This is a genomic window from Sphingomonas sp. CARO-RG-8B-R24-01 (assembly GCF_022662295.1).
In the GTDB taxonomy this organism is placed as follows: Bacteria; Pseudomonadota; Alphaproteobacteria; order Sphingomonadales; family Sphingomonadaceae; genus Sphingomonas.
In genome coordinates this window covers 111,012-133,293 of the sequence record NZ_JAKNQI010000013.1, presented here as the reverse complement: position 1 = coordinate 133,293, position 22,282 = coordinate 111,012, and the positions used below count along the sequence as shown (strand labels likewise).

Annotated in this window: 15 protein-coding genes; 6 read left to right on the top strand and 9 right to left on the bottom strand. The window is 67.0% G+C overall.

What is annotated here, in order from left to right; all coding sequences use genetic code 11:
* Window positions 1-57 precede the first annotated feature (57 nt).
* Window positions 58-606 carry a GNAT family N-acetyltransferase gene (locus L8G49_RS20440; RefSeq protein ID WP_242187802.1) on the bottom strand — a complete coding sequence of 183 codons (549 nt, stop codon included), beginning with the start codon at window positions 604-606 and terminating at the stop codon, window positions 58-60.
* Between the two features lie 124 nt (window positions 607-730).
* Here L8G49_RS20440 and L8G49_RS20435 point away from each other — a divergent pair, with 124 nt between their 5' ends.
* The gene (locus L8G49_RS20435) at window positions 731-1,021 is read left to right on the top strand and encodes a hypothetical protein (RefSeq protein WP_242187797.1); all 291 of its coding nucleotides are present in this window, start codon (window positions 731-733) and stop codon (window positions 1,019-1,021) included.
* Here the strand turns inward: L8G49_RS20435 and L8G49_RS20430 are convergent, their stop codons facing one another.
* Window positions 1,022-1,657, bottom strand: coding sequence for a tail fiber protein (locus tag L8G49_RS20430; RefSeq protein ID WP_242187795.1), 636 nt, complete (start codon window positions 1,655-1,657; stop codon window positions 1,022-1,024). It abuts the gene before it with no gap.
* A gap of 319 nt (window positions 1,658-1,976) precedes the next feature.
* On the opposite strand from L8G49_RS20430, the gene L8G49_RS20425 reads away from it, so the two are divergent.
* Window positions 1,977-8,996, top strand: coding sequence for an autotransporter domain-containing protein (locus L8G49_RS20425; RefSeq protein WP_242187793.1), 7,020 nt, complete (start codon window positions 1,977-1,979; stop codon window positions 8,994-8,996).
* A gap of 311 nt (window positions 8,997-9,307) precedes the next feature.
* Here the strand turns inward: L8G49_RS20425 and L8G49_RS20420 are convergent, their stop codons facing one another.
* On the bottom strand, window positions 9,308-10,210 hold the full coding sequence (locus L8G49_RS20420; protein WP_242187791.1) for an AraC family transcriptional regulator: 903 nt from the start codon (window positions 10,208-10,210) through the stop codon (window positions 9,308-9,310).
* A gap of 91 nt (window positions 10,211-10,301) precedes the next feature.
* Between L8G49_RS20420 and L8G49_RS20415 the strand changes: the two genes are divergently transcribed.
* The 3 genes from L8G49_RS20415 (at window position 10,302) to L8G49_RS20405 (ending at window position 12,598) form a co-directional block, all read left to right on the top strand.
* Window positions 10,302-11,150 carry a hypothetical protein gene (locus L8G49_RS20415; RefSeq protein ID WP_242187789.1) on the top strand — a complete coding sequence of 283 codons (849 nt, stop codon included), beginning with the start codon at window positions 10,302-10,304 and terminating at the stop codon, window positions 11,148-11,150.
* Window positions 11,151-11,265: 115 nt separating this feature from the next.
* On the top strand, window positions 11,266-11,574 hold the full coding sequence (locus L8G49_RS20410; RefSeq protein WP_242187787.1) for a hypothetical protein: 309 nt from the start codon (window positions 11,266-11,268) through the stop codon (window positions 11,572-11,574).
* A gap of 37 nt (window positions 11,575-11,611) precedes the next feature.
* Window positions 11,612-12,598 carry an amidohydrolase family protein gene (locus L8G49_RS20405; protein WP_242187785.1) on the top strand — a complete coding sequence of 329 codons (987 nt, stop codon included), beginning with the start codon at window positions 11,612-11,614 and terminating at the stop codon, window positions 12,596-12,598.
* A 204-nt stretch (window positions 12,599-12,802) separates the two neighbouring features.
* On the opposite strand, the gene L8G49_RS20400 is transcribed toward L8G49_RS20405, so the two are convergent.
* From L8G49_RS20400 to L8G49_RS20375, 6 genes are all read right to left on the bottom strand, one after another.
* Entirely contained in the window at window positions 12,803-13,456 is a 654-nt protein-coding gene (locus L8G49_RS20400) for a DUF6445 family protein (RefSeq protein WP_242187784.1), read from the bottom strand.
* Complete coding sequence (locus tag L8G49_RS20395; RefSeq protein ID WP_242140338.1) at window positions 13,453-14,193, bottom strand: SapC family protein; 741 nt, start codon at window positions 14,191-14,193, stop codon at window positions 13,453-13,455. The genes L8G49_RS20400 and L8G49_RS20395 overlap by 4 nt, the downstream gene beginning before the upstream one ends.
* A 40-nt stretch (window positions 14,194-14,233) precedes the next feature.
* Window positions 14,234-15,799 (bottom strand): tryptophan halogenase family protein, encoded by a 1,566-nt coding sequence (locus L8G49_RS20390; RefSeq protein ID WP_242187783.1) that lies wholly within the window; start codon window positions 15,797-15,799, stop codon window positions 14,234-14,236.
* Between the two features lie 67 nt (window positions 15,800-15,866).
* Entirely contained in the window at window positions 15,867-19,046 is a 3,180-nt protein-coding gene (locus L8G49_RS20385) for a TonB-dependent receptor (protein ID WP_242187781.1), read from the bottom strand.
* A gap of 124 nt (window positions 19,047-19,170) precedes the next feature.
* The gene (locus L8G49_RS20380) at window positions 19,171-20,136 is read right to left on the bottom strand and encodes a FecR domain-containing protein (protein WP_242140341.1); all 966 of its coding nucleotides are present in this window, start codon (window positions 20,134-20,136) and stop codon (window positions 19,171-19,173) included.
* A complete protein-coding gene (locus L8G49_RS20375) occupies window positions 20,133-20,900 on the bottom strand; it encodes a sigma-70 family RNA polymerase sigma factor (RefSeq protein ID WP_242187779.1) in 768 nt (255 codons plus the stop codon). The genes L8G49_RS20380 and L8G49_RS20375 overlap by 4 nt, the downstream gene beginning before the upstream one ends.
* A gap of 185 nt (window positions 20,901-21,085) precedes the next feature.
* On the opposite strand from L8G49_RS20375, the gene L8G49_RS20370 reads away from it, so the two are divergent.
* On the top strand, window positions 21,086-22,204 hold the full coding sequence (locus L8G49_RS20370) for a metallophosphoesterase (RefSeq protein ID WP_242187773.1): 1,119 nt from the start codon (window positions 21,086-21,088) through the stop codon (window positions 22,202-22,204).
* Window positions 22,205-22,282: the final 78 nt, after the last annotated feature.

Here is a 22,282-nt window from a genome sequence, read left to right as displayed (position 1 = left end):
TCTGAAGTCGCTCTTTGCTGCCCCCGCTCATCGCGAAAGCACGTCGCCTATCCGCGGTTACGGTGTCCAGCACAGACGCGCGTGCGTGGAGAAGTGGGACGGCGCTCGGCGGAACCCCGTGCGCGCATACAGCCGGATCGCACCCGGATTATCGCGCGCTACGTGCAACCCCACGGAATCCGCCGATGCCGCTGCGGCCGCGCGCTGGACCCAGCGGATCAGCGCCGTTCCGCGTCCCCGCCCGCGTTCGATCGGGACAAGCGACAGTTCGATCAGATGCCAGTCGCGGGAATTCCGGTCGAGCGATAGCCGCCCGATCGGCACCCAGGCCTTGTCCGGTTCGATCCGGTCGACCACCCAATAGTCTGCGGTGGGATGTGCGCGGAGGTAATGCGTATGCTGCAGCCGGAACTGATCCGTGATGAACGCTTCCTGGCGGCGCGGTGGCCACGAGCAACCCTGCAATTCCGGCGCGCGGACGCTGCCGTAAAGTTCCAGCAGGAACGGCAGATCGCCGCGCCGCGCGAGGCGTAGCCGCAGGTTTTCGGGCAGGCATGCCTTCGGTGCAGCCGGCAAACCACTTGGAAAGGCTACGAGATCGCGCATCACGCGATTTCGACCAACCCTTGCCGGCAATCGTATCCGTTATCGCCCGGTCTGCTTCTGGCAAGCCCGCCTGTACGGATAGAAGCGATCGGACTGGTCCCTCCCGCACCGAGGATAGTACCGAATGTTCGTTGTGAAACCGGAAGACTTCGAACCCTGGGTAGGCCGACGGGTCCGGGTGGACACCGCGCCCGCGCCGATCGACTTGCTCCTTGCAAGGATCGAGCGGATGCCGCCGATCGTCGGTGCCGATTTCCGTGAACCGTTTTCGATGCTGTTCGAAGGATCATGGCTGGTGCTGCTGCTGGATGCGACCTATCGGTTCGACTGCGGTCGCGGCGGTCCCCATGCCTTCCACGTGACACAACTCCTCCCGCAGGGACGTACGCGACGGTATCAGGCGATCTTCACCTAGTCAGGGCTGTTCTGGCCAGATGCCCACGGAGGCGATGATCGTGGTCACCGCCAGGAATGGCGGCATCGTGGCGACTGGCGCGGAGCCGCCGGTCGGCGCGATCGTCACCACGCCTCCGCCGCTGGTTACGCTGCCTTGCAAGCCGGCCAGACTGACCGGGACCGCGCCTGGCTGCGTCGCGCTTGCAGCGGGAACGTACAACACCGGCGTGGTGTCCTGCTCGGCCGTCGAGCCGAGGAAACAACCGTTCGTCGGGGTGGCGACTTCCTGAGCCCGAGGAACCCCCGCAATGGCGGTCAGCGTTCCGTTGAAGGCGCCGCTGGAGGACGGGGTGAAAGTGGCACTATGGGTGTGCGCGGGCAATTGCGCGGTAGTGAGCGCGACGGCTTCGGCACCGCCTGAGCCACCTGCCGCGCGCGGCGTCAGCCCTGGCCCCGTGCCAGTCCCGATGAAGCTCCGCCCCCGAGCGTCCGGAAGGCAGAAAGTGTTGGGCGGCGTGCCGCCAAAGCTGTTTCCGAGCAATGCGTACAGCGCCTGGTTCTGGTTCACCGGAAGCGGTGCTCCGTTGCAGGTAAGCCAGTTGACCGGTGCATACCGAAACCCGACCTGCATGATTTGCCCAATAAACGGATCCATTAGCTCCTCCTTGGTAATTCAAGACACTACACTTCAGGCGCGGTGCCCAAAAACGGAGTAAAGACGCATTCGGACCGGGTATGGAAATGACCCGAGCCGGCGGATGCGACTAAACTCAGCGCTTTACCGATTGCGATCTCCATATTTGAAGTATTGCCAGTACATGAGAGTACGTCGATTATGGCGCGATCTATTGGTAGATTTTTCCGTTTGTAGGAATTGCCGGAAAATCAAGCCTGACGGCAGAGCGGGCGGAGCGTGACCTAGCCAAGCGGGGGCGTGGATGCGGGGGGGCGGCGGGCATCGGTTGCTCAGGAGCGTGGTCGACGGATCGTTGCGCGTCGTTCGCGGCGTTTTCGCAGCGGCGCTGGCAGCGGCGTTGCTGCACCCTGCCGCGGCGGTGGCGCAGAGTAGCGGGTGCTCGGCGGTCAATGCCGGCCTGCTCGATTTTCACGCTGTCCTCGTGAGCAACGACGCGAACCAGCCGGGCACGACCAGCGGCGTCCACAACACATCGGGCGCGCTTTCGATGATGCGGACGACCACCTCCTATACGGACAATATCGCCGGTTCGACGGGATTCGTGCCCGATGCCGCCACCACCTACAGCTTCACGACGGGGGATCGGCTCGAATTCACCGCCAACGTCTCCGCAATCAGCGTCCTGGATCCCGCCCGGATTCGCTTCCGCGCCGGATTGAGCACCGGGAACGGCGCGTTTCAACCCGTCCCGGCGCGTGCCGACGCAACGGCCACGGGGACGTTTACCGGCTTTTACGTCATTCCGAGCGGCCTGCGCGCGATCGGCATGTCGGTCGATTCCCCGAACGGCAGCCACGTGACCGCGAGTGTCTCCGTCATCTGTATCCCCTTTGCCGCCCCGACCCCGACACTGGCCGTTTCGATGACCCACACCGGCACCCCAGCGCAGGGCGGCACCGTCGACTATACGATCGTTCCGAGCGTGACCGGCGCGGCGACCAGCGGGGCATTGACGCTCGCCTTCACCTTGCCGAGCGGGCTGAGCTACGCCGCGGGGACGGGCACAGGCTGGAACTGCACGTCAGCCTCCTGCACCTATGGTACCACGATTGCCACGGGGGCGAGCGGCAATCCCCTGACGCTGCGGGCGAACGTCGCGGCCACCGCTGCCACCGGCCTGGCGCCGAGCGTCTCGCTGACCGGTGGGGGCGCCTCCATTGCCGCCACCGCAACCAATCCGACCACCATCGCCCAGGTGGCCGCGTCGGTGACGATTGCCGGAGGCGATACCCAGACGGCGACCGTCGGCACGGCCTTTGCAACACCGCTCAGCGTCACCGTCCGCGACGCGGCGAACGTGGCGATCCCCGATGCATCGGTTACATTTACCGCGCCCGCTTCGGGCGCGAGCGGTACCTTTGCCAACGCGAGCACCACGGTTCTGGTCAACGCCTCGGGGGCGGGCGTTGCCAGTTCGGGGACGTTCACCGCGAATGCGATCGCCGGGGCCTATGCCGTCTCCGCCACCGCGGGCGCGGCGTCTGCCACCTTTGCGCTGACCAACACCGCCGCGACCGCGGTACCCACGGTCACTGGCATCACTCCGGCATCGGGCCCTTTGACAGGCGGCGGTTCGGTAGTGATCACCGGCACCGCTCTGACCGGCGCTACGGACGTTCATTTCGGGTCGACCCCCGCCAACCGATTTACCGTCGACAGCGCAACGCAGATTACCGCCACCGCCCCCGCCGCAAGCGCGGGCGTGGTGGACGTGACCGTCACCACCCCGGGCGGCACCAGCGCGACGAACGTTGCAACCCGGTTCACGTACGCACAGTCCCCGGCCACGCCGACGATCACCGCGACGCCGCCGGCGCTGTCGAACAGCGCAAGTGCCACTTTCCAGTTCACGCTCGCCACTGGAACCGCGGAGTGCGCGATCGACACGGGCAGTTTCGCGGCGTGCGTAAGTCCGGTGTCGTTCAATGGCCTGGCGGACGGACCGCATGTCTTCCAGGTCCGCGCGTCGAACAACGGGCTGACCAGTTCGCCGGCTTCCCATAGCTGGTCGATCGATACCACGCCGCCCGCCGCCCCCGTGGTCGGCACCCCAGCGACCGGGTCCAGCCGCGTGGTGACGCTGCGCAGCGTTGCCGGGACGGCGGAAGCAGCCACGACGGTCACGATTTACCTCGATGGCACGGCGGATGGAACTGCCACGTCTGCCGGGTCGGGCCAGTGGACATATACGCTCGCTAGTCTGACACCGGGTGCGCACACCGTGACGGCGCGCAGTACCGATGCTGCCGGCAACGCCTCGGCCGAGTCCGCGACCCGCAGCTTCACCGCGGTGGCAGTGCTCACCGCGACCCAGGCGGTGTCGAGCGTGGCGGCGACTACCAACGTTGCCCTCACAGCGGTGCAGCCAGTCACCACGAGCGGCGGGCTTGCACCGGTGGGTTATGCGCTCAGTGGTGGCACCCTGCCGGATGGCCTGGCATTCGACACCACGACCGGCCGGCTGTCCGGCACGCCGACCGTGCCCCTGGCGGCGGCAACCTTCACCGTCACCGCAACCGACGCGCTCAGCCAGACGGCTTCGCAGACGTTCAGCCTGAGCGTCGCCACGGCGAGCCAGACGATCACCTTCACCTCGACCGCGCCGTCGGCTGCGATCGTCGGCGGCGCGAGCTATACTCCGGCGGCGACCGCGACCTCGGGTCTGCCGGTCGCCTTCACGATTGATCCTTCCAGCAGCGCGATCTGCACCCTTTCGGGGGGGCACGTCAGTTTTACGGCCGCCGGGACATGCCGGGTCAACGCGGACCAGTCGGGCAACGCCGCTTATGCCGCCGCGGCGCAGATGTCGCAGAGCTTCGCGGTCGGCGCGGCGAGCCAGACGATCGGTTTCACCTCGACCGCGCCGGTCGGGGCGGTGGTCGGGGGAGCAACCTATACCCCCACCGCGACTGCGACATCCGGCTTGCCGATCGCGTTTACGATCGACGTCTCGAGCAGTGCGGTGTGCGCGATCGGCGCGGGCGTCGTGCGCTTTACCGGGACCGGCACGTGCCGGATCGATGCCGACCAACCTGGCAACGCTGGGTATGCTGCGGCACCGCAGGTCCAGCAAAGCTTCGCCGTCGGAGCAGCAAGCCAGACGATCAGCTTCACGACACTCGCCCCTGGCAACGCAAAGGTGGGCGGCACGCCGTACAGCCCGTCGGCGATCGCAACGTCGGGCCTTCCGGTAACCCTGACGATTGACCCGACCAGCAGCGCGGTATGCGCGCTTTCAGGGGGCAGCGTTCGTTTCCAAGGGAGCGGGACGTGCCTGATCGACGCCGATCAGGGAGGCAACGCAGGATATGCCGCCGCCCTGCAAGTCCGGCAGAGCATTACCGTCGGCAAGGGTGACCAGACGATCAGCTTTGCCGGATTGTCCGGGGCATCGCTCTCCGCCTCTCCGCTGATGCTCTCGGCAACCGCTGGTTCGGGGTTGACCGTCCCATTCTCAAGCGAAACGACCGGCGTCTGCACGGTCGCGGGAACCACGCTCATGCTGGTTGCGCAAGGCACCTGCACCATTGCCGCCGACCAGCCCGGCGACACCAACTGGAACGCCGCGCCGACCGTGCGCCGCAGCTTTACCGTACTGCCGGCGACGCTTTCGTTGACGCCCGGACACGGCACGGCCGCGGTGGTCGGCGCGTCCTTCAGCCAGGCCAATACGGTGACGGGCGGCGTCGCGCCATATCACTTCAGTTTGGCGAGCGGGACGCTGCCGGAGGGTACAAGCCTCGATTCCGCGACCGGGACGGTAAACGGCACGCTCACCCACGCCGGAGCATTCAGCTACACCGTTTCCGTGACCGACTCCGCCAGCCCGCCGATGACGGTAAGCGGCGGCGGCGTCGCGGGCGGGACCGTCGCCAAGGGGAGTCAGACGCTCGGCTTCACGTCCACGCCACCGTCCCCGGCGGTGGTCGGCGGGACCTATACAGTCGTTGCGCTATCCTCGGCCAGTTTGACGCCCGCTTATGCGATCGCCCCTGCCGGCGCCGGCGTGTGCACCCTCGCCGGGGCGACGGTGACGTTCGCAGCGCCCGGAAATTGCCTGATCTATGCGGACCAGCCGGGAACGCGCGATTACGACGCCGCGCCACAGATCAGCCAAACGGTGACGGTTCTCGCCGCACCGACCGCAGCCGACCGCACCGAAACCGTCCCCTATGCCAGTACGGGTACGACAATCGACCTCGGATCCAGCATCGGCGGGGGCGGGCACACCGGAATCGCGATCGTGTCACCACCCGGGCATGGCACCGCGAGCTTAGCGGGCGACCGGGTCACCTACACACCAGCCACCGGATATTTTGGATCGGACAGTTTTACTTACAGCGCGACCGGCCCGGGCGGGACATCATCCCCCGCGACGGTGCGCGTGACCGTCGCCACGCCCGCGGCCCCGGGCTCGGCAGGCGGTACCCTCGACGTGGGTTATGACAGCACCGGGCAGGCGATCCCGCTCCAGCCGAGCGGGGTCTACACCGGGCTCGTGATCGCCACCGCGCCGACCAAGGGCAGTGTGACGATCAGCGGTACGACCGCGACCTACGTTCCGACGCACGGTAGCTATGGCGCGGACAGCTTCAGCTATACCGCGACCGGCCCCGGCGGCACTTCCGCGCCCGCCACGATCAGCGTCACGATCGCGCTGCCCGCCGCCCCGGGCGCGACCGGGAGCACGGCGGCGGTCGCGTATGACAGCACGGGGCAGGCGATCCCGCTCCAGCCGAGCGGGGTTTACACCGGGCTCGCGATCGCCACCGCGCCGACCAAGGGCAGTGTGACGATCAGCGGTACGACCGCGACCTATGTCCCGACGCACGGCAGCTACGGCGCGGACAGCTTCAGCTATACCGCGACCGGCCCCGGCGGCACTTCCGCGCCGGCCACGATCAGCGTCACGATCGCGCTGCCCGCCGCCCCGAGCGCGACCGGGAGCACGGCGGCGGTCGCGTATGACAGCACGGGACAGGCGATCCCGCTCCAGCCCAGCGGTGTCTTTACCGGCGTCGCTCTTGCGACACCGCCGACCAAGGGGACGGTCACCATCGCCGGTACGACCGCGACCTATGTTCCCACCCCGGGAAGCTACGGTGCAGACAGTTTCACGTATATCGCGACCGGCCCCGGGGGCACGTCCACACCCGCCACCGTCAGCGTGACGATCGAGACGCCCGCCGCGCCCGGTACGGCGGCGATCGCCGCGGCGGTTGCCTATGGCAGCACCGGTCAGGCGATCGCCCTGCAACCGAGCGGCGTCTTTGCCAGTGTCGCGCTCGCGACCGCGCCGACCAAGGGGTCGGTGACCATCACCGGCACGACCGCGCGCTACGTTCCGGCCGCAGGAAGCTATGGTGCGGACAGCTTCACCTATACCGCGACCGGGCCCGGAGGGACCTCCGCGCCCGCAACCGTCAGCGTGACGATCGCCACGCCGCCGCCGCCGACCGCCGCGCCCGTCAACGTCGCGGCGTCGGGCACCACCGTCGAAGGCGGCGCAAGCGTGGGGATCGATCTCGCCAGGCTCGTCTCCGGGACGTTCGCGACGATCGAGATTGCCACGCCCCCGACGCACGGCAGCGTGACCTTGCGCGCCCCCCCGGCCGCAGCCGTGAGCACGGCGCGGGCCACCGGCGACGTGGGTATTCTCGCGGTCGCGGACTGGACCGCCGTCTATACGCCCCAGGCGGGGTTTGCCGGCACCGACAGTTTCCAGTTCGTCGCGGTTGGTCCGGGGGGACGATCGCCCCCCGCAACCGTCGCGATCACCGTCACCGGACAGGCCCCGACCGTGCAGGCCAAGACCGCCAGTATCGGCGATGCACAGACGGTCTCGATCGATCTTAGCGAAGGCGCGATCGGCGCGCCGTTCACTGCGGCGACGATCGACTCGATCACGCCGGTCGATGCGGCGACCGGCCGCATCGTCCAGGGCGGCAGCGCCGCGCAACCGAGCTACCGCCTCGATCTCACCACCCGGGCGCATTACGGGGGGACGGTGATTGTGCGCTATCGGCTCGGCAACGCCTTTGGCCTGTCCGCCCCCGCCGCGGTGACCGTCACCGTCACCGCACGCCCGGACCCGTCCGCCGACCCCGTCGTGCGCGCGATCGCCGATGCCCAGGCCGAGACCGCGCGCCGCTTCGCGCGGACTCAAGTGTCGAATTTCATGACTCGCGCCCAGCAACTCCATCATGGCGGCGGCGCGACCAACCCGCTCGGCATCGCGGTTACCCTGCGTGACGCAGTGCTGTCCCCGCGCGGAACGAACCTGTCGGCGCAGGACCCGACGATCACACCGGCCGACCGCAACCGCTTCCTCTCCAGGACCGAGGCCGATGCCGCCTTGCCCGGGCGACCGATCGGCAGGGCGCGGAGCGAGGATCGATCCGCCGACCCTGGCGCTGCCGCGTCGCGCCCGCGGGCGGAAGCGTCGACCGTCGGCCCGCGAGCGATCGGCAGCGTCGCGGTGTGGACCGGGGGATCGATCGAGATCGGCACGCTCGATCGGCAGTCGGCGCGCGCGAAGATCACGCTCGCGAGCGGCGGTCTGTCTAGCGGCGCGGATCTCCGGATCACGGACTGCGCCACCCTTGGGTTGGGCGGTGGCTATGGCAGCGACGTCAGCCGGATCGGCGGCGAGGCGGCGCGCGTCCGCAGTGAAACCAAGGTGTTTGCCGCTTATGGCAGCTTCGCGCCGATCGACGGGGCGTTCGTCGATGTGATGATCGGGCACGGCAGCCTCGACTATGCAACGCGCCGCGCGGTTGCGGCGACGGGGGAGGTCGCGCTGGGCCGACGCGATGGTACCATGACTTTCGGCGCAGCGTCGGCGGGGCTGGACCGTGCGGATGACCGGCTGCGATGGTCGACCTATGGTCGGCTCGAATGGCTGGATGGCACGCTCGATTCCTATGCCGAGACGGGAGCGACGCGCTATGCGCTGCGGTTCGATGCGCGGCATGTGCGATCGCTGACCGGCGTGGTGGGGGGCCGCTTCGAAATGACGCAGGACCTCGGTTTCGCCGCGATAAGCCCGCGGATCGCGGCGGAGTGGCTTCATGAATTCGAGGCTGCCGGGGTGCAGGCGCTGGACTATGCCGATTTTACCGGGGCATCGACCTATCGGATTCGCGGCATCGGCTGGCAGCGGGAGCAATATCAGCTCACGATCGGAAGCCGCCTCCGCTTGATGACGCAGTGGATGATCGACACCGAGATCGGCCTGCGCGGCGCGTCCGGCGAGCGCGCAGCACAGGCGCGGTTGCGGATCAGCAAACAGTTCTGATGCACGCCGCGGACGATCGACGTCCTGGCAAAGAAGGCGCGCGCCCCCTTTATCGTCCATGGGGTGGGGGGCGCGATCCTAACCCGATGCGGGCCAGCGTGGGCTGTGAGCCATTCACCAAGCCGTCCGTCGCGCGCCGATGGTCGACGTTCAATCAACGGGCTCATCCCTATTGGACGGCAGCCATGCGCCTGCCCGCGAACTGGGGCGAACCGTCGGACGTTGCCGATGCCAGGCCGGCAAGGTGAAACGACCGGGACGGGTGGTGCTAGCACGGTCGGGAGCGCGACCTGCAGTGACGCGAGGACCGTTCACGCCTTGCGAAGCTGGCCCGGCGACACTCCCGTGATCCGGCGGAACGCCGCGCCGAATGCACTTTCGGAACCATAGCCCAAATCACGGGCGACGCTCGCGATCGGCACTCCACGCGCGAGCCGGTCGGTGGCAAGCACCATCCGCCAACGCGCCAGATAGGCGATCGCCGGCTCTCCGCACGTTTCGGCAAACCGTTGCGCAAAGCCCGACCGCGACAGGCCCGCGCGTTTCGCCAGCGCTTCCAGCGTCCAGCGCGCGCCCGGGTCGGCGTGGATCGCTTCGATTGCGCGCGCGAGCTGTGGATCGGCGAGCGCCGCCAGCCAGGTTCCGCTGCGCTGCTCCGTGCTCGCGAGATGCAGTCGCAGCGCCTCGACCAGAAGAGTCTGCGACAGATGCTCGGCGATGAGCCGCCCGCCCGGGCGCGGCGTCCGCAGCTCGGCCATCAGGCGGTCGACCAGCCACACCAGCCCCGACGCGTCCGCCCCCGCCCCCAGCCGCACCACGGGCGGCAGCGCGCGCAACAAGGAGTCGGTCGCCGACCCCGCCATTTCGAAATAGCCGCCCAGACCGCTGCACTCTCGGCTGTCCCCGAACACCGCCGTATCGCCCGACGCGGTGGTGAAGAAGCGGTTCAGGTCGACTCGCGGCGCATCGGGGCGACTGCCCATGGTCAGCCCTTGCCCATGCGGCACCAACACGAAGTCGCCCTCCACCAGCCGGACCGGCGGGGCACCGTCGATCCACAAGCCGCACGCGCCCAGACGCAGGGCATAGCAGCGCACCACCGGTTGCGGCGGCAGGCACAGCGCCCAGTCCCTGCCAATATCGAGGCCGCGAAAGCCATAAGCGCGCGGACGCAGCACCTGCAGCACGTCAGAAAGCGGATCGGCGGTCTTCATGGACGATCGCTACAGCATTACGGCCGATCGAGGATAGCAGGTCCAGTACATCCGCTCCATCTGAGCCAGCGGATCATCAGGGGCACAGACCATGACGCATATTTCCGTTTCGCTGCTCGACCCGGTCGGGGCGGTGACGCTGGTCGGCCTCGCGATGCTGGCGCTGGTTCCGCTGGGCGCGGTGTGGATGCTGCTAGACCGGCGCACGATCGGGCGCGAACGGGTCGCGCTCAAGCCAACCAAGTTCGCGCTGTCGATCGCGGTCTACCTGCTGACCATCGGATGGATGCTGACTTATGTCCGCCCCGAGCGGCTCGGGTCGGGCCTGATCCGGCTAATCGTCTGGGGGCTGCTGGTCAGCGTTGCGCTCGAGTTTCTGTGCATCGCGGCCCAGGCCGTGCGCGGACGCCGGTCGCATTTCAATCGCGCGACCCCGCTCGACGGCGCGATTTCAGTGGGGATGGGCGTGCTGACGGTCCCGTTCGTCGGCCTGCTGCTGCCGCTTGCCTGGGAGATCGCGGCGCGCCCGCGCGTCGACGCAACGCCCGTGATGGTCGCGGCGATTATCGCGGGGCTGGTGCTGACCCTTGTGCTGGGCGCGTTGACCGGCGTTGGCATGGCGCGCAACAGCCTGGCGCTGGCCGAGGCGGCCGCGCGCGGCGCTCGGATGACGCCGGACGAACGTCGCCGGACGGGTCTCCGGCTGCGCCTTGCCCATTTCTGCGGCATTCATGCGCTCCAGGCCATCCCGTTGATCGCCGCCGTGGCGGCGCGCTTCGCGGGCCAAGCCGCCGCGCCGCTGCTCGTGGCGGGGACGGTCGGCTATACGGCCGTCACGCTGGCCCTGCTGTTCCCTCGCGTCTTTCCCAGAGCGTGGCCGGTACTCAATACCGTGCGCGCCACGACGCGCTGGTGGCGGGGGGCGACCAGATCGTCGTGATGCTCGGCGACCAGGCGTTGCGGCGGCACATGTGGATCGACACCGCGTTCGTACGGCGGCTCGTCCCCGTGATGCGCCGGTAGGGCGTCCGGCGGATCCTGTATCAGGCGGGGGATTGAGCCGACCGCGTGATGGCGATCTCTCGCCCGCGGTGTGGCTGCCCCGCAATACGCTGGCGCGATCGTATATCGGGCAGCACCGCGACAACGAGGCAGTTACGGCGTTCCTCGCGACCGAGGCGAACGATCTGGAATGGATCGTCCACCGTGCCGGAATCTCTTCCGACGGCCCGTCTAGGGGCAGCCTCCGGCGGTCGGCACGCACGTTCAGCGTAGCGACGTTTCGCGATTGCGCGGACTATAGTTATCGCACGGTGACCGACCGGGCGGCGGTACACACGGCGGACTTCAGCCGGTATGGCTAGCGGATCGTGCCCGTCTCTCCGTCCGGAAAGCAGATCCATGCGCCTGATCGCGATCGAAGAACATGTCCTCCCGCAAGAGGTGCGCGACGCGTGGAGCGCCGCGCCGCTGCCGCATGATCCGGTGTCCGCCTTTGCGGACGGCGGCGAGAATGGCGCCCGCCTGGCCGATTTCGGCGAAGGGCGCCTCGCGCTGATGGACGAACAGGGGGTCGACGTGCAGGTCCTGTCGCTCACCACGCCCGGGCTCCACAATCTGGCGCCCGATGTCGCGGTCGACCTGGCGTGCCGTGTCAACGACCGGATCGCGGAGGCCTGCACGCGCCACCCCGACCGCTTCCAGGGTTTCGCGGCGCTGCCGACACCCGATCCGGAGGCCGCGCCGCGCGAGCTCGAGCGCGCGGTCCGCGACCTGGGGCTGAAGGGCGCGCTCCTGTGCGGCCGGACGCGCGACCGGCACCTCGACCATCCCGCCTTCCGCCCGATGCTGGCCAAGGCCGCCGAACTGCGCGTGCCGCTGTTCATCCATCCGCAGACCCCGCTCCCTGCGGTACGGGACGCGAACTATGCCGGGATCAGCCCGCGCGCCGACCTCGCGCTCGCCGCCTTCGGGCTCGGCTGGCATTATGAGGCCGGGCTGCAATGGGTCCGCATGGCGGCGGCGGGCGTGTTTGACGAACTTCCCGATCTGCAGATCATCCTCGGCCATTGGGGAGAGGTGGTGCTGTTCTATCTGGAACGGATTTCGTCCGTCTTCGAGCGCGCGCTCGACCTGCAACGTCCGCTCGCTGCCTATGCGCGCGACAATCTGTATGTGACCGGCAGCGGCATGTGGAGCGAAACCTATCTGCAGCGCTGTCTCGAGATCGTCGGGCCGGAGCGACTGCTGTTCTCCACCGACTTTCCCTATCAGTATCGCGAAGGCGGGGCGCCGCGCCGGTTCCTCGAGGACAGCGCGCTGGACGATGCCACGCGCGAGGGATTTGCGCATCGCAATTGGGAACGGTTGACCGGCTGCGGTGGGTGACGCAGCCGGGTCTTGGCAGGCATTCACCGGGCGCTATCCTTTCGGAACAGACCATCGCGGTCGCAACCGTGACGATCGCGTTGGGTCGATGGAAGGCGTTGGAGGCCGCCAGCGGCTATGCCTCGGTCACGTGCTGCCGTGACCTCGGCCGGTTTCTCCAGCGGCATTCCTGGGGTTCGAAAATCCGCGAGACGGCATTCGGCCTCACGCCTGCAACAGCGCCGTCAGGGTCCATCGCTGCGACCGCATGGGTCCGTCGCGAGCAGTCGCCCCAAGATCACCGGCATGCAGGCAGTTCGCGGGGTACAGGATCAGCCGATTGAATCGCAGGTCGGCATGCCCGATGCGGTCGAACCCGGCGGTGCGCTCATCGGGGTACTGCGCTTCCGGCAGACCGTACAGATTACGGTCGCGCGTCAGTCCCTGCCGCCATGCGGATGCGCGGCTGGCGTCGATTCGTTCATAGCCCGTGCCGCGGTGGCGGTAGAAGCCGGTTCCGCAATGCGGCGGCTCGCACAGATAATGGACTGCCGCCATCATCTTGGGGTCCGTTGTGTCGAAGTGCGGGATCCGCTGGATCGGCGCGAGCCCGGCGGGATCATCGATCGCGATGGCAAAGGTGGCGCGCACGACGGTCAGTTTGCGCGTGGCGTCGGTCGCCAGCGCGACCTGCTCGAGCCATGCGGCGTAGCCTGCGGGTGCCGGCGCGCGGACGCCGGGATAATAATCGCCCGCATCTCGCTGGAACGGCTGCGTGGCGATCGCGGTCTGCAGGGTTTCGGGCTGTGGATGCGCGGCGTCGATGACGTAGAGCGGTACCGCTTCCTGCCCCATGAGCCGAACGGGGTGAGCGATCACCCAGCGCGTCCTGCCGGTTGAACGCCGGGGGCGAACCACGCCGCTTCGTCCGCGATCCGGCGGTTCTTGCGCCGCACCAGACCGGCGACCTGCTCCAGCGACAGGAGGATCGCCGCAAGATCGAGCGCCAGGTCGAAGTCGGCCAGCATCCCATGCTGCCGCGAAAGCGCGCGCTGATCGATGCCATAGAGCCCCGACGGTGTGCAGTGCGTTCCATTGTCGAAGGCGACGTCGAGCGTGATCTCGATTACCAGCTTGAGCGATACCGCCAGCGCGATCAGTGCCTGCGTTGGTTCCTGCCCCCGTGCGAGTTCGCCGAGCATCGCTTGCACCTGCGCAATATAGCGGCTGTCGCTGCCGTCGGCCTCGACGATCGCGCAGGTGCCCGCCGGATCGAGCGCGGGGCTTTCGAGATCGACGCAGATCACCCCTGCCATCGCGTCCTCGCCCCCGATGTAGAAAGGCTGGCGCCGGATGTTGAGCGGGACATAGCCCGTGTCGAGCGTGCTGCCGTCCCAATACAGGTTCTCGTGCGGTTCGAGGCCCATCAGCGCGGCAAGGTGAAATTGGCCGGTTTCGCCGTCCTTGACGAAGAACAGGGGATAATGGGCGGCGGCCTTGCGGATCTCGCTGCGGACGATCCGGACGAGATGCACCGTAGCCGCCGTCGCCGCCGCCCGGGACGGATCGATCCGCAGACCGGCATGATGTTCGCGCGACAGTTGCACCAGGTTCACGGCAGGTCTTTCCTTGGAACGAAACGGGTCGCGGCGCGCGTCAAACCGGCTGGAAGCGGTGCTGAGCGAGCGTATCGAGCAGCGCACGGTTGGTTGGCATGGTCGCGGCCAACCGTCGCTTGAGCGCGGTGGTGCGATCGAACGCATCGCGCGCGGCATCCGGGTCGCGAAGCGTTGCCGCCGCGAACCGCGGATCCGTGCGAAAGCCCATGCCGTACAGCACATATTGATAGCTCGCGGCCGGGAACATCTCGTGCGCGCTCGAAAAGTCCTGCTCGCCTGGAGGCGCGTGACGCCACAGTTCGAGCTGGTCCTGCAACGCCTGCGGGATCGTCGCGGGGTCGCGATTATCACGCCAGAAGGCGGTGTCGTCGCGTTCGCTCAGCATGTAATGCAGCTTGAGGAATTCGATGATCCGTTCCCAGCGATACAGCGTCATCGTGTTGAAGCGCCGCGCGACGATCTCCATCGCGCTGCGCGTCGCGGGCATCGACGCCGCGATATAGTCCGCCGACAGTTCGATCAGTACGAGCGCGGACGCCTCGAGCGGTTCGAGGAACCCCGCCGCCAACCCGACCGCGACGCAATTGCGCTTCCAGAAGGTCTCGCGATGCCCCGAGCGGATCGTGATCTCGCGCGGCGACAGGCGGTCGAACGCGGGGCCGACATAGGCGGCGAGCTCCGCCTCGACCGAACTCCCGGCGGCGTAGGCGCTCGAATAGACATAGCCAACCCTGCGCCGGTTCTGCAGGCCGATATCCCAGATCCAGCCGTGCTTCTGCCCGGTCGAGACGGTATGGGAAACGATCGGCGCGCCCGCATCGTTATAGGGCACCTGCACCGCGAGCGCGCGATCAATGAACAGGACGTCGTTGCAATCGCGGAACGGCACGCCCAGCGTCTCGCCCAGCAGCAAGGACGAGAAGCCGCTGCAATCGACGAACAGATCCGCGGTGATCGCGCCGTGTTCGCGGGTGACGACGGCGGCGATGTCGCCATCGTCCGCTTGCTCCACCGCGATCACCTCGTCGACGACGTGCCGGACACCGAGCTTCGTCACGCAATGCTCCGCCATGAAGTCGGCGAAGCGGACCGCGTCGAGGTGATAAGCGTAATTGGCGAGGCCGCCAAATTCCGGCGAGGTGATCAGCTTGGGCGCCAGGTCGCGCTCGCACAGCGCCTCCTGGAAACAGACCGCATCCGAGAAGGAGGCCGTCGCGGGATCGTCTCGCATCTGCGCGTTCCAATAGGGGGCGAGGTCGAGCGACGGGAAGCCTTCGGGCAGGACGAGCGGGTGGTAGTAAAAATCGTCCGGCGATTGCGTCCGCCATCCCGCGAATTTCGCGCCCTGCTTGAACGACGCGTTGCAGAAGCGGAGGAAATCGGTTTCCGAAACGCCGACTTTGCGCAGCGTGTTGCGCATCGTCGGCCAGGTCCCTTCGCCAACCCCGACGATCCCGATCCGGCGGCTTTCGACCAGCGTGACGCTGAGCCCGCTGCCGTCCGGCGTGCAGTGCCGCGCGGCGATCAACGCGGCGGTCAGCCACCCGGCCGACCCGCCGCCGAGGATGCACACGGAGGAGACGGGTGTGTTCATGTCGGTCATCGCGGGAGACGATGACATGGGACCGGGCGCGAAGAAAGCCCGGTCCGGTCACAGTACGATGGCCGCATCAGAAGTTGACGCGCACGCCGCTCTTGAAGCGGCGCCCGGTGTCTTCGGCGTAGAGGAACTGGCTGGTGTAATAGGCGTATTTCAGCGCCTTCGAATTGGTCAGGTTGACCGCTTCGAAGAAGACCGAGACATGTTTGTTGATGCGATAGATCAGGCTCGCGTCGACCTGCGAATAGGCACGAACCTGGGTGACCGCCTGACCTGCGCCGTTGAGGGGCGGGGGTGCCAGATACTGGAGGAAATGGTCGCGCCAGTTATACGCGACACGCGCCTCGATCCCGTGCTTGTCGTAGAACAGCACGGCGTTGGCCGAGTTCGAGAGCCCGGTCAGCGCGAACTTGTTGGTCAGGTCCTGTGGGTTGAGCTTGCGATTGGAGTGGACCAGCGTCCCGTTGATCTGGAAACCGAAGCCGGTGTCCCACAGGTTTTGCTGCCACGCCGCTTCGAGGCCGGTTACCGTTGCGCTCTGCCCGTTGACCGGCGCGGTGATCGTGAATTGCGCGGGCAGGTTCGTCACCGGATCGAGCAGCGGGCCGCCGGTCGCGTTGAGGACCGGGCCGCTGGTCTGGTTGAGCACGATGAAGTCGTTGACGTTCTTGAAATAGCCGCCGAGCGGAATGTAGTTCGACTGGCCGAAATAATATTCGAGCGATAGATCGAGATTGTTCGACTTGAACGGCTTCAGATCAGCATTCCCGCGGCTTGCGGCGAAATTCCCCGGGCGCAGCGTCACCAGCGTCGTCACGGGCGACAATTGCTCGAGCGTCGGCCGTGTGATCGTCTGCGAAGTGGCAAAGCGTGCGGTGAGCTTGTCGGTCAGGTCCCAGCGGAACGCGAGGTTGGGCAGGATGTCGGTATAGCTGGCATGGCCGACCGTGCGCGTCGTGCCCGATGAGGCGGAGCCATATTGCGTCTGGTCGTTGGCGAGCGTCACCAGCGCGGTGTAGGCCGTCGCCAGACCGTTGACGTTGGTCGCGGTATTCTCGACCCGTACGCCTGCGACCAACGAGAAAGGCCGATCTGCCAGCGCGCCGCGGAACTCTGTCTCGAGGTAGCCGCCAAGCACGCGCTCGGTGACCACGGTGTCGTTGACCAGCGGTGGCGCGAAGGTGAAATTGAGGTTGGTCGCGCGCTGCTGCTGCGTGATGGCGGCGAACAGGGCATCGCCGTCGAAGGTCTGCCACTGGGTCGGCAGCCGGTTCGACCCGCTGACCCCCGACAGGAACCCGCTGCCGGCATCGAACACCGAGATCGGCACCCCCGATGGTGCCGGCAGGTTGTAGCCACAGGTCGTGCAGCCGGTCCCGCCGTCGTTCGAATAGAGCGAGGTGTCCTTGCGATCGTGCGAGTAATAGCCACCCCAACTGGCCTTGATCAGACCTTCGGCATCATCGCTCTTGTAGCTGAAGTCGGTGCGCACCTGGCCGACCTCGTCCTTTATGCCAAAGCCCCGGAGCAGCATGACGTGCTGGCATAGCGGCTGCCCGGCCCCGACCGTGTTGCCACTCGCGGGCGTGCCGGAATTGCTGACTGCCGACCCGCACGGGCTGGCGGGTGTGGCGAAGCTTGGCAACGTCTCGACGGTATACGGCAGCGTCGATCCGTCGGACCGATAGCGTTCCGATCCTGTGAGATAGCCGAGCAGCGCGAGATACGCCTGCCGGCCGCCATTCGGCTCTTCCTTCGCGACCGACCAGGTGCCGTCGACGCTGACCGAAAGCTGTGGCGTGATCTTATATTCCGCGTTGAGCCCGACCGCATAGGTGTTGGTGCGCTTGTCGAACTTCTTGTCGTGGAAATCGCTCGCGATGCCGCTGGACTGGGTGAGATCGGTCGCGGTGCCGTTGGCGTCGGTGGTCACGCCGGTCAGGTTCGATGCAGTGAACCAATGGCCGTAGGAGCGCGCGTCGGTGGTGTTGGTGAAACGGGTGTAGAGCCCGTCCGCGGTTACGGTCAGGTCGTCGCTCGGGCGATATTGCAGTACCAGCGTGCCGCCGATCCGCTCGCGATCTTCCCTCGTGACGCGCGAGTCGAAATTCTGCGGGATGAAGAGATTGCCCTGCGGGTTCGAGCTGCTGACCGTTCCGCGGCCGCCATTCACCTGCGCGGTCGGAACACCGGGATTGACGAGCCAGCCATCGGTCTGCGCCTCGTTCAACTTGGTGAAGCGATGCTGGTAGCTGCCGCTCAGCAAGACGCCGAAGCGGCCGTCGCCGAAGGTGTCACTGAGCAGGAAGGACGCGTCGGGCGCGCCCTTCTCGGCGTTGCCATCGTAATTGCCGTCGGCCGCCGCGAACAGTTTGAAGCCCTTGTAATCGAACGGGCGCGCGGTCTTGATGTTGACGGTCGAGCCGACCCCACCCGACTGGTAGCGCGCGGTCGACGATTTGTAGACCTCGACTCCCGCGACGAGTTCGGAGGCGAGCGTGTCGAACGAAAAGGCGCGGCCCGATGCCTGGCTCGGATCGGTCGGCGTCGCGAGCTGGCGGCCGTTGATCAACACCGTGTTGAATTCGGGTCCGAACCCGCGCACCGTGATGAACGCGCCTTCACCGCCCGACCGGTCGATCGAGACGCCGGTGATGCGTTGGAGCGATTCCGCGAGGTTGGTGTCGGGCAGCTTGCCGATATCCTGGGTCGATATCGCATCGACGATTCCGGAGGCGCTCCGCTTGATCCCACGCGCGTTGCTCAGGCTGGCGCGCAACCCGACCACGACGATGTCGGATCCGCCGTCGGCCTGCGGGGCCGGGGCATCCGTCGGGGCAGGATCCTGCACGGCCGCCGCCGCTGGTGCTGGGCGATCCTCCTGCGGTGCGCGGACCGTCACCATCGCCGCCGGCACGGTGCCGAGCCGCGCCGTGGCGGGCGCCTGCGGCACGACGGCATAGGTGTGCGGGCCGATCAGTCGGGCGACCAGCCCTGTCCCTTCGAGCAGTTGGGTAAGTGCGTCCGACACGCTCATGTCGCCATGGACGGCGTGCGTACGCTTGTCCTGCGTGACCTTGCGCGCGGCAATGATCTGCACGTCGCCCTGACGACCGAGCAGTCCGATCGCGGTCTCGGCGGATTGCGCGTCGACCGCAAACTGCTTGGCCTGCGCAAATGCGGGTGTAGCAGCCACACACAGCAGTGCCGTCGATGTATAGAGCGCGTGACGGATCGAAATCCCGACCATCTGGTATCCCCCCCTAAAGCCTGTTTTCAACAGATCGTTTGTGTCTGTATTCCCCCATGAGACGCGGCCGGGAGCAAACCTTCCAAATTATTTCCGCAATCGACCGGCTGTTCGCGGCGGGTCGTCAGCGTGTAATGCGGATCGTGTCGGGAGCGGCGTCTACGACCGTGGCGTTCAGACTGACTTTCACCGCGAGCGCAAACCCTTCGGGGTCGTTGATGCGGAATACGCCATCGAGTTTCTCGCCAGCGAGCTGCGGATCGGACACGACGATCTTGCGCGCATTGTAGCGATTGAATTCTTCGGCGGCGGTGGCGAGCGTATCCCCCTCGAGATCGATCATGCCGCCGCGCCATGCCAGCGCACGATCCACCGCGGATGCCCGATCGGCCTCCAACCGGACCGCCGCCTGCGCATCGACGAACGCGCGTTGCCCTGCAATCAGGCGGGTCGCGGGGATGACCTTGGCGGTATCTGCGTGGCGCGTCTCGACCGTGCCGTCCGTAACCAGGATCTCGACCCCGGTCGTGCGTACGCGCACTGAAAAGGCGGTGCCGAGCGCTTGTGCCGTGACGCCCGCTGCGGTTACCACGAACGGTCGCGCGGGGTCATGCGCCACCTCGAACCATGCTTCGCCCTGCACCAGCGCAATCTGACGTGTGTGCGCGTCGATCCGAACGGTCAGCGCGCTGGCCGAATTGATCGTCATGGTCGACCCGTCGGCGAGTGGCACGCGGCGGATCTCGCCGAGATTGGTAACGTAGCGCGTCTCGGGTGCGAAGATCCTGGTCGTGCCGATCACCCCGGCGACGATCGTTGCGGCAAGGCCGGCGAGAACGTTGCGCCGTCGCCAGAACGGCCGGACGACCGCGGGCAGATCATCGCACGTCGCTGCGGATCCGGCGGGGATCAACGCCAGGTCGGCCGCCGCCCACGCGGCCTGGGTCCGCAACAACAGCCCGGCGCGGGTCGCGTCCAGTGCCAGCCACGCAGCAAGCGCAGCCTCGTCCGTCGCATCCCAGCGGCCCGAGTCCATCCGCGCGACCCAGCTGGCCGCTTCGTCCTCGATCGTTTCGAACGGCCCGGTCATCGCTGGCTTCGCGCTCCGTGTTCGGCAAGGTCCAGCCGCATGCCGGCGCGGCGCTCGGCGAGGTTCCAGGCGTCGCGCACCGCGCGCACGCCGACCCAGATCTGCTTCTCGACCGCCTTTTCGGTCATTCCGAGATGGTCTGCGATCTCGCGATGCGACCAGCCCTCGATCTTGCGCAACTCGACGATCCGTCGACAACGCGCCGGGAGGTTGGCGATCAGTTCCATCATCCTGTCATATGCCAGATGGCTTCCCGCCTGTTCCTCCGGGGAAGGCGTCGCATCGTCGCGATATGCTTCAATCTCGGCGAACGCCTCGAACGACACGATTCGTTGCCGTTTGAGCCGGCGCAGCAAGAGATTGCGCGCGATGGAAAAGAAATAGGCTGCCGGGCTGTCGATATGATCGACCGCCTTCAGCATTGCGATGCGACAGTAGGCTTCCTGAATCACGTCGTCGATATCCTCCGGCGAAAGGCGCGCGCGCTGGAACCAGGCGCGAACCCGGCCCTCGTGCGGCATGATTTCGCGCGCCACCCAAACGGCCATGTGGCGGCGACGTGCAAGCTCCCCTTCTGGCCACCTTTCCGTAGCATCCTCCCCTGTGCGGATACGTGCGGGCGTATTTCTCGCCTCTCTGATCCCCTTAGAGACATGATGCGCCCAAACCCCTCTCCGGCAAAGCGACGAACCGTTGGTAATACGAATGTCCGGTGACCGACCGCCGTCTTTTGTGCTGAACCGAAACTGAACCAGACCGTTCACGCCACGGCGACAGGCCAGCGCATAGAGGTCTGCCCTGCCAATCGGGCGCCGGACTGCATTGATCTACAAGCGTAAAGAGTGAGTGTGATGGCAAGAGCCGCGATATCGTCCCATGCCGTCGTCGACCCCATCTTCCCGCCCGGGGCGCGCCTCGCGTATGCAGGCTGCGGCAACGGTGAATCGGCATGAGCAAAACCGTCACCTGGGTGCATGTCGGCGATTTGCATATGGACGAAGCCGACGGCTTGCTGAGCAAGACCCGGTTGCAAGCGACGGTCGCGGAGATCAACACGTGGGTCGGTGCCGCGGCAGACTTCGTCTTCCTGCCGGGAGACAATGCGAATCACGCGACGCCGGCGCAATATGCGCATATCCTGGAAGCGCTGGAACCGCTGGGTCTTCCCTGGCGGGCGATCGCGGGTGACCACGATTTCGAACCCGGGGATCTCGCGCATTACGAAGCGGCCTTTCCCGCGGCCAATCGTCCGGAAGTGGAAGTCATCGCCGGGCACCGGTGCATCTTCCTGGACATGATTTCGGCGGGCGCGGGCGGCCCGGACTTCCGACTGACGATGCACCATCGCAACCGCCTGTTCGAGGAACTGGCGCGCGCCGAGGCGGATCGCCAGACCCCGATCGTCTTCATGCACGGCTATCCCGGCGACCTTGCCGCAGACGGAGACGTCATCGCGCGGACATTGGCAGACGCGCGCGTCGCCTTTGTCGATACCGGGCACACGCATTACAACGAACTGCTCAACGATGGCCGGGTCGTTTATGGCGCGACCCGCTCGACCGGCCAGATCGAGGAGGATGACGGCCAGCCCGGTTATGCGATCGTCACCGTCCACGACCGCGTACCGAGCTGGCGGTTCAAGACGTTGGGGTCGCCGTGGCCCTTCGTCCAGATCGTGGCGCCGGCGGACTATCGCATGGTCACGCGCCCGGCCGACCCGCAACAGGTGCCTCGCCCGGGTACGGTAGAGATCGTAGCCAAGGTTTATGGTCACACCGACCAGCCCGCGTCGCTGCGCTTCGCCGACATGGAGTGGGCGATGACCGGTCCTGACGAGGCCGGACTGGTTCGCGTGGCCGTCACGCTTCCGGCGGGGCTCCACCGATTGACCGTGGCGTGTGGTACGGACCAGGACAGCGTGTCCGTGCTCGTGCGGGATGTCGACGACATTCCCCGCCGCGGCGTTCCGGTTGCACCCGGACGCGACATCCACTCCGTGGGACCATGGCCCGAACACGGGATTGCGGGAACGCAACTCGGCCCCAACAAGAACGGGCGACGTTGGTGATGCCGGCATCGGACGCAACGCCGGATCTGCGCCGTGTTCGCGGTTGCCGCCATGCGGCGGGCCTCGCGCGTGAGCCTT